Source organism: Nonomuraea sp. NPDC050783 (genome assembly GCF_040802095.1).
Taxonomy (GTDB): Bacteria; Actinomycetota; Actinomycetes; order Streptosporangiales; family Streptosporangiaceae; genus Nonomuraea.
The window spans coordinates 551,697-565,363 of the sequence record NZ_JBFAHK010000001.1 but is presented as its reverse complement, the minus strand read 5'-3'; the positions used below and the strand labels follow the sequence as shown (position 1 = coordinate 565,363).

16 protein-coding genes are annotated in these 13,667 nt (G+C 70.3%); 7 read left to right on the top strand and 9 right to left on the bottom strand.

Features of this window, described 5'->3' with window-relative positions:
* Positions 1-106: 106 nt before the first annotated feature.
* From AB0H75_RS02640 to AB0H75_RS02620, 5 genes are read right to left on the bottom strand one after another with little or no spacing between them, the layout of a single operon-like run.
* Entirely contained in the window at positions 107-1,693 is a 1,587-nt protein-coding gene (locus AB0H75_RS02640; protein WP_367789102.1) for an acyl-CoA synthetase, read from the bottom strand.
* Positions 1,693-2,841: a thiolase domain-containing protein gene (locus AB0H75_RS02635; RefSeq protein WP_367789099.1), complete on the bottom strand. Its 1,149-nt coding sequence runs from the start codon at positions 2,839-2,841 to the stop codon at positions 1,693-1,695. Before AB0H75_RS02635 ends, AB0H75_RS02640 begins: the two co-directional genes overlap by 1 nt.
* 1 nt (position 2,842) lies before the next feature.
* Entirely contained in the window at positions 2,843-3,838 is a 996-nt protein-coding gene (locus AB0H75_RS02630) for a lipid-transfer protein (protein WP_367789096.1), read from the bottom strand.
* A 51-nt stretch (positions 3,839-3,889) separates the two neighbouring features.
* The gene (locus AB0H75_RS02625) at positions 3,890-4,789 is read right to left on the bottom strand and encodes a Zn-ribbon domain-containing OB-fold protein (RefSeq protein WP_367789093.1); all 900 of its coding nucleotides are present in this window, start codon (positions 4,787-4,789) and stop codon (positions 3,890-3,892) included.
* Complete coding sequence (locus AB0H75_RS02620; protein ID WP_367789091.1) at positions 4,779-6,335, bottom strand: acyl-CoA synthetase; 1,557 nt, start codon at positions 6,333-6,335, stop codon at positions 4,779-4,781. Before AB0H75_RS02620 ends, AB0H75_RS02625 begins: the two co-directional genes overlap by 11 nt.
* 221 nt (positions 6,336-6,556) lie before the next feature.
* On the opposite strand from AB0H75_RS02620, the gene AB0H75_RS02615 reads away from it, so the two are divergent.
* From AB0H75_RS02615 to AB0H75_RS02605, 3 genes are read left to right on the top strand one after another with little or no spacing between them, the layout of a single operon-like run.
* Complete coding sequence (locus AB0H75_RS02615) at positions 6,557-7,366, top strand: crotonase/enoyl-CoA hydratase family protein (RefSeq protein ID WP_367789088.1); 810 nt, start codon at positions 6,557-6,559, stop codon at positions 7,364-7,366.
* Positions 7,367-7,423: 57 nt separating this feature from the next.
* Entirely contained in the window at positions 7,424-7,660 is a 237-nt protein-coding gene (locus AB0H75_RS02610; RefSeq protein ID WP_367789086.1) for a hypothetical protein, read from the top strand.
* Positions 7,657-8,079: a type II toxin-antitoxin system VapC family toxin gene (locus AB0H75_RS02605; RefSeq protein WP_367789082.1), complete on the top strand. Its 423-nt coding sequence runs from the start codon at positions 7,657-7,659 to the stop codon at positions 8,077-8,079. Before AB0H75_RS02610 ends, AB0H75_RS02605 begins: the two co-directional genes overlap by 4 nt.
* A gap of 26 nt (positions 8,080-8,105) precedes the next feature.
* Here AB0H75_RS02605 and AB0H75_RS02600 read toward each other — a convergent pair whose 3' ends face one another.
* On the bottom strand, positions 8,106-8,282 hold the full coding sequence (locus AB0H75_RS02600; protein WP_367789079.1) for a hypothetical protein: 177 nt from the start codon (positions 8,280-8,282) through the stop codon (positions 8,106-8,108).
* Positions 8,279-8,662: a hypothetical protein gene (locus AB0H75_RS02595; RefSeq protein WP_367789076.1), complete on the bottom strand. Its 384-nt coding sequence runs from the start codon at positions 8,660-8,662 to the stop codon at positions 8,279-8,281. The genes AB0H75_RS02600 and AB0H75_RS02595 overlap by 4 nt, the downstream gene beginning before the upstream one ends.
* 260 nt (positions 8,663-8,922) lie before the next feature.
* Here AB0H75_RS02595 and AB0H75_RS02590 point away from each other — a divergent pair, with 260 nt between their 5' ends.
* The 4 genes from AB0H75_RS02590 to AB0H75_RS02575 all read left to right on the top strand — a co-directional run bounded on the left by AB0H75_RS02590 (position 8,923) and on the right by AB0H75_RS02575 (position 11,292).
* Positions 8,923-9,705, top strand: a complete 783-nt coding sequence (locus AB0H75_RS02590) for a GntR family transcriptional regulator (protein ID WP_367789072.1) — start codon at positions 8,923-8,925, stop codon at positions 9,703-9,705.
* Between the two features lie 469 nt (positions 9,706-10,174).
* Positions 10,175-10,447, top strand: coding sequence for a PhdYeFM domain-containing protein (locus AB0H75_RS02585; protein WP_367789069.1), 273 nt, complete (start codon positions 10,175-10,177; stop codon positions 10,445-10,447).
* Entirely contained in the window at positions 10,440-10,844 is a 405-nt protein-coding gene (locus AB0H75_RS02580; RefSeq protein WP_367789066.1) for a type II toxin-antitoxin system VapC family toxin, read from the top strand. Before AB0H75_RS02585 ends, AB0H75_RS02580 begins: the two co-directional genes overlap by 8 nt.
* A 229-nt stretch (positions 10,845-11,073) precedes the next feature.
* A complete protein-coding gene (locus AB0H75_RS02575; protein ID WP_367789063.1) occupies positions 11,074-11,292 on the top strand; it encodes a hypothetical protein in 219 nt (72 codons plus the stop codon).
* Between the two features lie 83 nt (positions 11,293-11,375).
* On the opposite strand, the gene AB0H75_RS02570 is transcribed toward AB0H75_RS02575, so the two are convergent.
* Positions 11,376-12,482 (bottom strand): NAD(P)H-dependent flavin oxidoreductase, encoded by a 1,107-nt coding sequence (locus AB0H75_RS02570; RefSeq protein WP_367789060.1) that lies wholly within the window; start codon positions 12,480-12,482, stop codon positions 11,376-11,378.
* A gap of 164 nt (positions 12,483-12,646) precedes the next feature.
* Positions 12,647-13,564, bottom strand: coding sequence for a DUF3068 domain-containing protein (locus tag AB0H75_RS02565; protein WP_367789057.1), 918 nt, complete (start codon positions 13,562-13,564; stop codon positions 12,647-12,649).
* Positions 13,565-13,667 lie beyond the last annotated feature (103 nt).

The following is a 13,667-nucleotide window of genomic DNA, read 5'->3' as shown; positions in this document are numbered from 1 at the left end:
GGCGCCCGCCCGAAACACCCGGCCAAGGCGCCCGTCCGAAGCCGCCGCCCGAGATACCCGCCCGAAGCGCCCGGCCGGGGGGGAAGCCGGCGCTTCGGGCGGGTGGCTAGGGTTCGTGGGCCTCCACCGTCTCGCGGGCCCAGCGGTAGTCCGCCTTCCCGGCCGGGGAGCGCACCATCTCGGTGACGAACGCGTACGACCGCGGCACCTTGTACCCCGACAGCAGCGTGCGGCAGTGCGCGTCCAGCTCCGCGGCGGTGACCTCGACCCCGGGCCGCGGCTCGATCACGGCCGCCACCCGGTTGCCCCACCGGTCGTCCGGCACCCCGGTCACCACCGCGTCGAACACGCCGGGATGGCCCTTGAGCACCGCCTCGACCTCCTCGGGGAACACCTTCTCCCCGCCGGTGTTGATGCACTGCGAGCCGCGCCCGAACACGTTGACGGTCCCGTCGGGCTCGACGGTGGCCAGGTCGCCGGTGAGCAGCCAGCGGGTGCCCTGCTCGTCGGTGACGAACGTGCGGGCGGTCTTGCCGGGGTCGTTGTAGTAGCCGAACGCCACCCGCCCGGAGCGGGCGACGGTGCCGAGCTGCCCGGAGCCGGGCTCGACCGGCCGGCCCGCCTCGTCCAGCACGGCGAGCCTGACCACCGAGTTCGGCTGGTAGCGCAGGCCCTTCTCGGGGGACGACCCGGCGACGCCGGAGGCGGTGAAACCGGACTCGGTGGAGCCGAAGTTGTCCATGATCATGACGTTCGGCAGCAGCTCCTGGAGCCGGTCGCGCACCGCGCCGGACAGGATGGCCCCGGTCGAGCTGACGACGAACAACGACGACACGTCGTAGGAGCCGGCGGCCAGCTCCTCGGCCAGGGGCCGGGCCATGGCGTCGCCGGTGATGTTCATGGTGAGGACGCGCTCGCGCCCGACGGCCCGCCACACCTCGGCGGGGTCGAACTTGCGCACGTACACCATCGTCCCGCCCAGGAACCAGGTGATGAACGTGCCCATCTGCGCCGCCCCGTGCATGAGCGGCGGCACCGCCATCATCGTCATCGGCCCGGACCCGGCGGCCGCGTCCACGACCTCCTGCGGGGTGGCGCGCGGCTCGCCGCCGGGGTTGCCGCCGCCGAAGCCGAAGAACAGGTCCTCCACCCGCCACATCGCGCCCTTGGGCATGCCGGTGGTGCCGCCGGTGTAGATGATGTAGACGTCCTGGCCGGAGCGCGGCGGGAAGCCCCGTTCCGGCTTGCCGCGCTCCAGGGCGGCCTCGTACGGCACCGCCGAGCCGATCGACGGCGGCCCGCCGACCGCGACCAGGTGCTCCAGCAGCGGCGCCTCGGCGACCACGGCGGCCACGCGCGGCTCGAACTCGACGTCGTAGACCAGCGCCCGGAGGTCGGAGTCCCGGTAGAGGTAGAGCAGCTCGGACTCGACGTAGCGGTAGTTGACGTTGATCGGGACGGCCCGGATCTTCAGCGCGGCCAGCATGCCGACGAGGTACGGCAGGCCGTTGTAGAGCTGCAGCCCGACGTGGTCGCCCGGCCCGACGCCCAGGTCCGCGAGGTAGTGGGCGAGCCGGTTGGCCTCGGTGTCCAGCTCGGCGTAGGTGCGGCGGTCGTCGCCGCAGATCGCCGCGACGCGGTCGGGGACGGCGTCGGCCACCCCTTCGAACAGGTCGGCGTGGTTGAACTCCATCACGGCTTCTCTCGTCCGACGATCCACATGGCGAAGAACTGCGCGCCGCCGCCGTAGGCGTGGCCGAGCGCGGTGCGCGCGCCGTCCACCTGGTGCTCGCCGGCCGTGCCGCGCACCTGCAACGCGGCCTCGGCGAACCTGATCAGCCCGGACGCGCCGATCGGGTTGCTGGACAGCACCCCGCCGGAGGCGTTCCAGGGGGTGTCGCCGTCGAGGGCGGTGGCGCCCGACTCGGTGAGCTTCCAGCCCTCGCCCTCGGCGCAGAAGCCCAGGTTCTCCAGCCACATCGGCTCGTACCAGGAGAAGGGCACGTACACCTCGGCGACGTCGATCTGCCGGCGCGGGTCAGTGATGCCGGCCTGCCGGTAGACGTCGGCGGCGCAGTCCTTGCCGGCCTGGGGGCTGACGGTGTCGCGGCCAGCGCGGAAGATCGGCTCGGAGCGCATGGCGGTGCCGTGGACCCAGGCGGGCGTGCCGGTGACCGCCCGCTCCGAGGCCAGCACCATCGCGCAGGCGCCGTCGCTGGACGGGCAGGTCTCCAGGTAGCGGATCGGCTCCCAGAGCATCGGGGTGGACTCGACCATCTTCTGGTCGATGCCGGGGATCCTGAGGTGCGCGTACGGGTTCTTCAGCGCGTTGAGCCGGTCCTTGACCGCGACGAGCGTGCCGATGTGGCCGGGCGCGCCGGTCCTGCGCATGTACTCGCGGATGTGCGGCGCGAAGTAGCCGCCCGCGCCGACCACGAGCGAGGCGTTGAAGGGCAGGTGCGTGGACAGCGCCCAGGTCGCGTTGGACTCCGACTGCTTCTCGAACGCCACCACCAGCACCCGGTCGTGCACCCCGCCCTGCACGAGCGAGGCGCCGACCAGCGCGGTGGAGCCGCCGACGCTGCCCGCCGTGTGGACGCGCATCATCGGCTTGCCGGCCGCGCCGAGCGCGTCGGCCAGGTACGCCTCCGGCATCATCACGCCCTCGAACAGGTCCGGCGCCTTGCCGATGACCACGGCGTCGATGTCCCTGAACGTCAGGCCGGCGTCCTCCAGCGCCCGCACCGCCGCCTCGCGCACCAGCCCCGCGATGGAGACGTCCCTGCGCCGGGTGGTGTAGTGCGTCTGCCCGACGCCGATGACCGCACAGCGGTTGGCCATCTCAGCCCTCCAGGACGGTGACGAGGTTGTGCTGCAGGCAGGGGCCGCCGGCGGCGTGCGCGACCGTGCGGCGGTGGCGGCCGTCGAGGATGTGCTGGGCGGCCTCGCCGAGGCGGATGAGGCCGGTGGCCATGACGGGATTGGCGGCCAGCGGGCCGCCGGACGGGTTGACCACGGTGTCGCCGGTCAGCTCCAGCGCCTCGCGCAGGATGATCTCCTCGTGCGCGAACTGGGCGTGCAGCTCGGCCACCTCGACGGGGCCCTTGCCGACCCCCGCGGCTCGTGCGGCGTCGGCCGCGGAGGTCGACCGGGCGAGGTTCCGCATGCCCAGGTAATGGGGTTCTATGCGGTGGGCGATGCCCTTGATGTAGGCGGGGGTGGTGGTGAGCCGGGTGGCGAGGTCGCCGGCGGCCAGCACGATCGCCGCCGCGCCGTCCGTGACGGGGGGCGCGACCAGGCCGTCGCCCTCGGGGTCGGGCAGGTCCAGCGCGTACGGGTTCGCCCGCCCGTCCGCCCGGCTGCGGCGTACGATCGCGGCCAGCTCCCCCGCGTCCGCGCCGAGGGCGGCGGCCTGGAGCGCGGCGTAGGAGAGCTGGTCGAGGCCGAGCGGGGCCAGGTAGTACGGGTCGAGCTGGAGCGTCATGATCGTACGCAGGTCGCCGAGCGACGACTTGCCGAACCCGTAGACCAGGGCCGAGTCGATGTCGCCGTGCTGGAGGCGCACCCACGCCTCGTACAGGGCCCAGGCCGCGTCCATCTCGACGTGGCTCTCGGAGATCGGCGGCCAGGCGCCCAGGGCGTCGAGCGCCGAGACGAACGAGAACGGCGCCCCGGCCAGGTAGTCGCAGCTCCCCGAGCAGGTGAAGCCGAAGCGGTCGAGCCCGGTGCGCTCCTTGACCTCGCTGATGACGGGCAGGATCAGCTCGGGCTCGCTCAGCCCGGTGTCGTGGGCGGTGTGCCGCGTCTGGGCGAACGCGACGATCGCGACCTCTCTCATGACGCGACCTCTCTCATGACGCGGCCTCTCATGACAGCTCCCCGTCGGGTCTCACGACAGCTCCACATCGGGCTCGCCGGTCGGGGCGAACCAGCGGATGTTCGCCATGGACGCCGTGCGCTCGCTCTCGGGCACCCACACGGCCCGCACCCGCATGCCCTGCCGCACCTCGTGCGCGGGCACGCCCGCGACCAGCGCGATCATCGGGATGTCGGCCCCGTCGAGCAGGATGTACGCCGACACGAACGGCACTTCGGGAGCGCGCGGGTCGGGCAGGTTGTTGATGGCGAACGTGGTGATCGTCCCGGTGTCGGGCAGTTCGAGGGTGTCCGGGATGAGGCCGCCGCACTCGGGACAGGACGCCCGGTACGGCACATACACCTTCGCGCACCGCTCGCAGCGCCCGCCGAGCAGCACGCCGCGCGCCACGCCCTCCAGGAACACCCGCAGCGAGCCGCCCGCCCGCAGCCGGTACTCCGCCCGCACCGGCGAGACGATCTTCGTGACCTCGGGGACGAAGTGCTCGATGTCGGTGATGTGCCCGGTGGGCCGCTCGCGCCAGACCGGCCAGACCCGCATGCCGGTCCGCATGGCCTTGGCGTCCTCGGCGACCACCGCGTGCAGCAGCGCCGTGTCGGCGCCGTCCAGCTCGATCAGCGCCCAGGCGAAGGGGCCGTCCACGGGGTGGGCGTCGAGCGGCTCGGGCACCCAGGTCCAGGTGGTGACCGTGCCGGCCGGGCCGACCTCGACATACTCGCCGGTCACGGGGTCGCCGGTGTCGGGGTCGTACTCCAGGGGCGGCACCAGCACGCGTCCCTCGGCGGTGCGCACGCCGACGACGCGGCGGGCGCGCAGCTCGCTGAGGAAGCGGCCGACCACCGGCCCGGTCGTACGCGTGTAGCCGCCGGGGAACTCCAGGACGTGCTGAGCGACCAGCGGATCAGATGGCACGGTCGTGTCCCTCCCAGTACGGGTCGCGGAGCTTGCGTTTGAGCAGCTTGCCGTTCGGCTCGCGGGGCATCTCGGCGATGAAGTCGATGCTCCTCGGCCACTTCATGCGGGCCAGCCGGCCCTCCAGGGAGGCCAGCAGCTCGGCGGCGAGGGCGGGGCCCGGCTCGGCGCCCGGGGCCGGCTCGACGACGGCCTTGATCTGCTCGCCCCACTCCTCGTCCGGGATGCCGAACACGGCCACGTCAGCCACCTTCGGGTGGACCATCAGCTCGTTCTCGATCTCGGCCGGGTAGATGTTGGCGCCGCCGGAGATGATCATGTCGGCCTTGCGGTCGCAGAGGTAGAGGAAGCCGTCCTCGTCGAGGTAGCCGATGTCGCCGACGGTGAAGTGGTCCTTGAGGCGGTTGGCGGCGGTCTTGCCAGGGTCGCCCTTGTACTCGAAGGAGGCGCCGGCCATCTTCATGTAGATCGTGCCGGGGGTGCCGGTGGGCACCGGGTCGCCGTGGTCGTCCACGATGAGCAGCTCGCTGATCGGCCAGGCGGTGCCCACCGTGCCGGGGTGGGACTTCCAGCCCTCGGGCGTGGCGATGGTGCCGCCGCCCTCGGTGGCCGCGTAGTACTCGTACACGCAGTCGCCCCACCACTCCAACATCGCCCATTTCACCGGGACGGGACAGGGGGCGGCGGCGTGGATCATCCATCTCAGCGAGGACAGGTCGTATTTGCGCCGGGTCTCCTCGGGCAGCGCGAGCAGCCGCTTGAAGTGCGTCGGCACCATGTGGGAGCTGGTGACGCGGTGCCGCTCGCACAGGCGCAGCAGCTCCTCGGCGTCGAAGCGGTCCATGTAGACGAGCGTGTGGCCCATGTGCAGGGCGGTGCCGCCGAACTGGGTGACGGCGGTGTGGTAGCTCGGCGAGGTGACCAGGTGGGCGTTGGGCCGCCCCGGCGTGACGCCGAACATGCCCAGCAGGAACGTCATCAGCTCGGCCGCGTCGTCCGGGTCGAGGCCGCTGAGCGGGCGGCGCACGCCCTTGGGCCGGCCGGTGGTGCCGGAGGTGTAGTGCATGGTCAGGCCGGCGGTGCGGTCGGGGGGCGCGGTGTCGGGGCGGCCGTCGGTCAGCTCGCGCAGCGGGCGGAACCCCTCGGCGCCGTCGCCGTCGCCGAGGACGAAGCGCCGCTCGGGCGCGATGGCCTCGGCCCCCCTGGCGCCCTCCTTGAGGAAGCGCGGGTGGACGAAGAACGCCCTGGCCTCGCTGTCGGCCACGATGTAGGCGATCTCCGGGCCGGTGAGGTGCCAGTTGACGGGGGTGTAGTACCAGCCGGCCTGCAACGCGGCCAGGTAGAGCACCAGGCCGTCCGCGCCGTTCGGAGCCAGGCCGCAGACGCCGTCGCCGGCCCGCAGCCCGAGGTCGTCGCGCAGGCCGTGGACGAGGCGGTTGGCCCGGGCCAGGAGATCGCCCGCGCGGTGTTCGGTGCCGTCGGGGTCCACCGCCGCGATCCACCCGGGATCCGCCTGCGCGAGCCTCCAGAAGCCGAGCGTGCCCATGTGCGCTCCCTGTGTCTGATCTGCCGCACTTCGTGCGGCGGCTCGGTCGCCCGATGCCGTCGCCTTCCCCCGCTCTGGTCGCTTCGCTCCCGCCTCTCCTCCAGGCGGCGGCGCTCCCTCGCGCCGGCGAAAAAAACAGGAACCTGTTCTCGTTTGCTGCTCGGAGCGTATCCTGGGGCCCATCGCGTAGCAAGCGCTTGATCTAGACTTCGGAGGCGTACGTGGAGCTCCTGCCGATCAGCACCCCCCACTGCCGGATCGAACGCGACGGCCACGTCCTCATCGTCACCATGAACCGGCCGGAGGCCCGCAACGCGCTCTCCTCCGACATGCTGATCGGCCTGGCCTCGGCCTGGGCGTACACGTCGGCGGAGCCCGGGATCCGGGTGGCGATCCTGACCGGCGCGGAGGGCACGTTCTGCGCCGGCGCCGACCTCAAGGCCATGGGCCTGCCCTCGACCGACCCGGAGGTCCAGGCCAGGGCCGCCCAGATCCCCAACTTCCACTGGAAGGGCCTGCTGCGCGAGGACCTGCCGACCAAACCGGTCATCTGCGCGGTGGAGGGCTACGCGGTGGCCGGCGGCACCGAGCTGCTGGTGGGCACGGACCTGCGGGTGGTGGCCGAGTCGGCCACGCTGGGCCTGTTCGAGGCCAAGCGCGCGCTGTTCCCGATGGGCGGCAGCGCCGTCCGGCTGCCGCGCCAGATCCCGTACTGCCACGCGATGGACCTGCTGCTGACCGGCCGCGCCGTCACGGCCGCCGAGGCCCTGGCGATGGGCCTGGTCAACCGGGTGGTCCCGGACAGCCAGGCACTCGCCGCCGCCCGCGAGCTGGCCGACGACGTGGCCGCCTCCGGCCCGCTCGCCGTCCAGGCCATCCTGCGTACCTACCGCGACACGCTGGGCCTGCCCGAACCCGAGGCGTTGAAGGTCTCCGACGACCTGGGCTGGCCGGTGATCGGCTCCGAGGACGCCAAGGAGGGCACCCGCGCCTTCCGCGACAAACGCCCCGCCTACTACCAGGGCCACTGACCGCGGCGTCAGAGGACTACCTCGGGTTTCCCGGGCGCACGCCGTAAACTCGACAACATGACGGCACCGCAGGAAGAGTACGAAGATCTTCACCGCCTGGTCGACCGGCTCCGCCCCGACCAGGTGCACGAAGAGCGTGCGCGACTCCTTCGGCTCGTCCGCTCACACCCCGAGGAGCCCGAGCTCGGCCCCGACGGCGTGCCCGCCCTCTTCGGCGCCTACCAGGCCGGCCGGAACGACGCCTCAGAACAGGTAGAGGAATTCCTTGAGGAGGGCTACGGTCACGAAGCGTGATCGTGGTCGACACCGGCCCGATCGTGGCCGCGACCTTCCGGGACGACAAGAACCACGAGCGTTGCGTACAGGAGTTCATGCGCCTCCGCAACGCCGACCGGCAACTACTCGTCCCCAGCTTCGTCGCCGGTGAGAGCTGCTACATGATCGGCAGGCTCGGCGGCGCGAAGGCGGAGTCCGCGTTCCTGCGGCTGCTCGAATCCGGCTGGTTCCGGCTCGTCGATCTCACGGAGTCGGATCTTTCGCGAATCGCGGTCCTCGTCGAGCGGTATCACGACCTTCCCCTGGGCGCCGCCGACGCCTCGGTCGTAGTGGTGGCGGAGCGGATGCGGGTCACCGAAGTGATGACGATCGACGTCCGCGACTTCTCCGTGGTCCGTCCGGCCCATGTCCCCGCCCTCACGTTGTTCCCCAGGTAGGCCATCCCGCCTCGGGGGCCGCTGGTTCACGGGCTGAGGCGGCGCAGGGGCGCGAAATGCTCGGCGACCCAGCGGAGGGGGCCTCTGAGCTCGCCGTTCAGCAACTCGATGACGGGATCCCCGCGCAGCGGGTCCTCCTCGCCGGTGTCCAGCCACACCCGGCCCCGGCCGTCCGTCCAGACGAGGATGACGGGACCGGTCATACGCCCGGCTCCGGACCGGCCCACGACCGCTCCCACCTCCAGACCGTCACCTGGTTACGTACGGCCACCCGGATCAGGTCCTGGGGCGTCCCGGCCCGCACCTCCTGGGCGCAGCCGTAGCCGATGGCGGACGCGGACAGGGTCTCTCGGAGGCGGGCGTGGTAGCCCTGCTCGTCCTGCCACGTGTCGTACAACGGCAGGCGGGGAGCCGGTGGCGGCTCGGTGGGCAGCTCGGCCCAGATACGGCAGGCGCCCTTGCCCGCGTCGGCCCCGAACCTCGTCGTAAGGGCGGAGATCGCGGCCCACTCCCGACAGCCCGGGCCGAGACGGCGGAAGCACACCTCGACCCGTAGCGCCGTTCTCGATGGCGTGGCGATCACGGTGATCAGCTCCCCAGGACGGGCAAGGCGGATCGAAGCACTCACGAGGTGGCGGACGAGGCATTCGGCTCGGTCGCCGAGCTGCGGAAAAGCGGCTTCGGCGATGGCGTGGATCCAGGCTCCCGCACTCCCGATCGAGCCCGGTACGGCGAAAAGGCACTGTTCGTACATGAGCTTCCAGGCGCCCTAGCCTTGAACACAGGTCACCTGCTTAGGACAAAGCTGGTGGCTTATGAACACAGCCTGTCAAGCTGTTCGCCGTGACTCAGGACCGGCCGCTCTGGCAGGTGATCGCCACAGAACTCCGCGAGAAGATCGCCAGCGGCGAGCTCCCGCCCGGTGCGAGGTTGCCGTCGCGTCCGGAGATCAAACGCCGGTACAACGTCTCCGACGGCGTGGCCAACCGGGTCGCGCAGGCGCTTATCCACGAGGGCCTGGCCGAGGCACGCTCCGGGTCCGGCACATACGTGCGCGGACACCGCGAACCGCAGCAGATGATGCGAGCGTGGTACCGGTCAACGCCTTTCAGCGTCCCGGCGGAGCCCAAGCGGCATGAGACCTCGTGGGAGTACAGCTCGCACACCCTCCAGGCTCCGGACGACGTCCGCCGGCGCCTGCTGATGCCGGAGCCGCACGGCGACGAGGAGGATGCGGTCCGCACCGAGTACGTCATCAAGGCGGACGGCGTACCGGTCGAGCTGCGCACCTCCTACGAGCCGCTGTGCCTGACATGCGGCACCCCGATCGTCCTGCCCGAGGACGGCCTGCTCGCCGGGCGCGGCCTGGCGGAGCGGATGTTGTCCATCGGGATCGTGATCGACAACTGGACCGAGAAGGTCAGCGCCCGCATCGGAACCACCGAGGAGTGCCAGGCACTTCAGCAGCCTCCCGGTTCGGTCATGATGACGATCCGCCGCACCCACTACGCGCAGGAACGGCCGGTCGAGACGTCCGACATCGTGTTGCCGGCGGAACGGTTCCTTCTGGTGTACGGCGGCAGGATGCCCTCGCCTGACGGTGACGAGCATCATGGGGATCACTGAGCGGAAGGAGCAGAGCAAGTGGTACGAGCCCTGAGCTCAATCAGGTTTCCTGAGATGCGGAACGAGGTAGTGGGCGCGGTGCGCGCTCTCGGGGATGCGGGCCACCAGGAAGCCGTCTGGGTGAGGCGGGAGTTACCGCACCCTGGATACCATGACGACTTCAGCCTGAACGCTCACATCCTCGTATCTTCAGTCACCTCGTTGGCGCGCGGTGGTCGAGGCGGCGGCCATCGCGTATCGGGTTCTGACCGCCGATCCGCCGGATGAACCCGGCGCTTGACGCCGCGCGAGGACCAAGACTGTTGCGTTTGCCGCTCTGCTGGAGAAGCTGGAGGTCGTGGTAACCGTCGCGCCTGTGCCTCCGGGATCACCAACTACCGGCAAATCGGCTGGGTGACCTTCCCCCCATAAGGGACACCGAGATTTAGAATCGATAGCACGGTGGGTTACGAGAGGCTACGGTAGGTGCGTGTTGAAGGTCATCACTCAGCGTGAGCTTGGAAACAACTCAGCCGCCGTCATGAATGAGGTCGAGGCGGGCGAAATCTTTCGCATCACCCGCGACGGGATCGAGGTCGCGGAGCTCCGACGGCTGCCGCGCAAACGCCGCCTGAGCGCTGAGGAGTTGGTCGCCAAGCATCGGCGCCTTCCGCGCGTCGATTACGCGGCGATGCGTCGCGAGGGGGACGAGGTGTTCGGCGAGGACCACATTGACGACGGGCCGTGGCTGCGGCATGGCTGATCGCCCTAACTCAGGGGTCATCGACACGTGCGTCTACATCGATCTCGCCGAGATCTCACCCGTCGAGCTACCCGCCGTTCCTGAACTCACCGCCATCACCCTTGCCGAACTTCAGCAAGGCGTGGCCTTGGCCAAGGACCCGGCTACCCGAGCCGTTCGGATGGAGAAGTTGGGGGTCGCCGTTGCCGACTTCGAGCCACTCCCCTTCGACGCGGAGGCAGCAGCTCGTTATGGCAGTTTGGTCACCCTGACGCTCGCCGCCAAGCGCGATCCTCGACCCAGGCGCCTGGATCTCATGATCGCCGCGATCGCTTCAAGTCGGGGACTTCCGCTCTACACCCGCAATACCGACGATTTTGTGGGGCTTGAAAGCCTGATCGCTGTCGTACCTGTGTGACGGCGATGACCAGTCCTCGCTGCGGCCGGTCGAGAGTCCGGCATCGTGTTGCCGGCGGAACGGTTCCTTCTGGTATACGGCGGCAGGATGCCCTCGCCTGACGGTGACGAGCGCCATAGGGATCGCTGACGGTCGAGGGGATTGAGGGTTTTCCCTAGTCCCGGCCCGGACGCGGGGGTGGGGGGTGGTCTTCTAGCCTGCGTTCTGAGTGGCGGGTTGAGGAGGGGACATGGATGCCGAGGTCGTGACGCGCAAGAGTCTTATGCCGACGCGCAAGTGGTGGGCGATGCTGGTGGTGGCTCTGGGGGCCATCGCGGTGAGCTGGGTCAGCGCGGGGCAGCTCACGAAGGAGACCGCCATCGCGCTCATCGGTGTGGTGGTGCAGGCCGTGGCCACCTACCTGGTGCCGAACGACGACACGCCGGGGGGCGTGCCGGCCCGGCACTGACGGGCGACGGCCCCGGGCGGGCCGGGTGCGCCGGCCGGCTCGGGGATCGCGGTCGCCGTCGTGCCCGGTGACGACGCCTGCGGTCAGTCGTCGGTGATGCTGGTGAGGCGGTCCAGGGCTTCGGCGTACTCCTCCATCAGGCTGAAGATGACGTCCTTGGTGGAGCGGACCTGGTTGGTGATGCCGATGATCTGGCCGGCCGGGAAGGTGGCCAGTTCGGTGGCGTCGCTGCGGCCGATGCGGCGCAAAGCGTCCGAGACCAGCATGAACTGCAGCGGCATCGGCAGGGTGCCCGGCGACTCGGTGGACTCCCACGCCTCGGTCCACTCGTTCCTGAGCAGGCGGGCCGGCTTGCCGGTCCAGCTCCGGGAGCGGACGGTGTCGCGGGAGGTGGCCTCCAGGATGCGGCGCTTGGCGACCTCCGGGGTGTCGGCCTCCTCGACGGTGAGCCACAGGGAGCCGGTCCAGACGCCCTCCGCGCCCAGCGCCATGCCGGCGGCCATCTGGCGGCCGTTGCCGATGCCGCCCGCGGCCAGCACCGGGACGTCCACGGCGTCCACCACCTGCGGGATGAGGACCATCGTGGAGATCTCGCCGGTGTGCCCGCCGGCCTCGGTGCCCTGGGCGACGACCACGTCCACGCCGACCTCGACCTGCTTGAGCGCGTGCCGGGGCGTGGAGGCGAGGGCGGCGACCTTGACGCCGTGGGAGTGGGCCAGCTCGACGACGTCGGCCGGGGGCGGGCCGAGGGCGTTGGCGAGCAGCGCGATCGGGTGGCGGAGGGCGACCTCGACCTGCGGGCGGGCGGTGGCGTCGGTCCAGCCGAGCAGGACGCGGCCGGCGTCGGCGTCCGCGGACAGCGGCGGCACCCCGTGCCGGGCCAGCAGGTTCTCCACGAACGCGCGATGCCCCTCGGGGATCATCGCCTGGAGGCGGCCGACCAGCTCGTCGGGGGCGAAGTCGGCCCCCTCGTACGAGGCCGGCATGACGACGTCCACCCCGTACGGCTTGCCGCCCACGTGGTCGTCGATCCATTTGAGCTCCAGTTCGAGCTCCTCGGGGGTGAAGTAGAGCGCTCCGAGCACGCCCATGCCGCCCGCGCGGCTGACGGCGGCGACCACGTCCCTGCAGTGGCTGAACGCGAAGATCGGGAGCTCGATACCGAACATGTCCGTGACACGTGTCCGCATGGCCCGACAATACGTCCGGCACAACGCGAACTGCAACGTGTTCTACACTAGAACCTTTCGTCGGTACCGGCGAGTAACCTTAAGCCGATAACCGGTTCTACCGGAAGCTCCACATAAACGAAAAAAGGCCCGCCTCGCGGCGGGCCGTGAAATGTCGCTCTATTTCACTGGGTCGTCCGGCGCCGGCCGAGCACCACGCCGGCCAGCACGAGCACCACGCCCACGACGAGCAGCACCAGCGGGATGACGGTCCGCAGCAGGTTGATCTGGCTCTTGCCGTTCTCGGCGTTCTTGACCAGGTCCGCGACGGTCTGCTCGGTCATCTTGGCGGTGCCGACGAAGGCCGCCGCGCGCTCCACGCCGTCCTGCGTCTTCAGCACCTCGTGCCGCTGCACCTCCTGCTTGACCGGCGAGCCGGTGACCGGCTCGACCCAGAAGGTGGTCTTGCCGTCGTACCAGCGGTCCACCTGCACGTCGCCGGTGGTGCCGGTGATGCCGAGCACGTTGGCGGGGGCGGTGCGGGTCTCGGTCTTGGTCGGCGGGACGGCCTGCTCGAAGACGTAGACCGGCAGCCCGTTGACCTTGTCCTCGCGGACGAAGGTGGCGTCGAAGGACTTGCCCGCCTGGGCGTTGAACACCTTGTACGTCTTCTTCTCCACGTCGAACGGGAACTTGTAGATCTGCCCGTCGAGCTGGACCGGCGTCTTGTCGATGTTGGCGCCGCAGCAGTTGACGCCGACGCCGGTGTAGCGGTTGAAGGCGCTGCGCCGCTCGGACAGGTCGATCTGCGGGCGGCTGTTGGTGACGTCGTTGACGACCGTGGCCTCGTCCCAGACGACCCGGTCGGAGGTGGCCTCCTTCACGTCGCCCCGGGTGGTGACGATGATGTCGAGGTCGCCGGTGAGGACCTTGAGGTCCTGGAGGGAGAAGTACTGCGCCTGCTTGGCCTCCAGCCGGGAGATGCCGAACTGGTTCGCCGGGGCGGAGATGATCTTCTCGGCCGCCCAGAATCTCAGCAACGGGGCCAGTGCGATGAAGAAAGCGCCGAACCCGATGAGGACGAGCGTGGAGATACGACCCATCGAGGCCTCCGCATTTGTAGAACGTGTTGTCATCAGGTGCGATCGTCGAGCAACAAAGTATGACAGGGGGTGATCGTCGTCACCGCCGTGCCTGCCTCCGCAA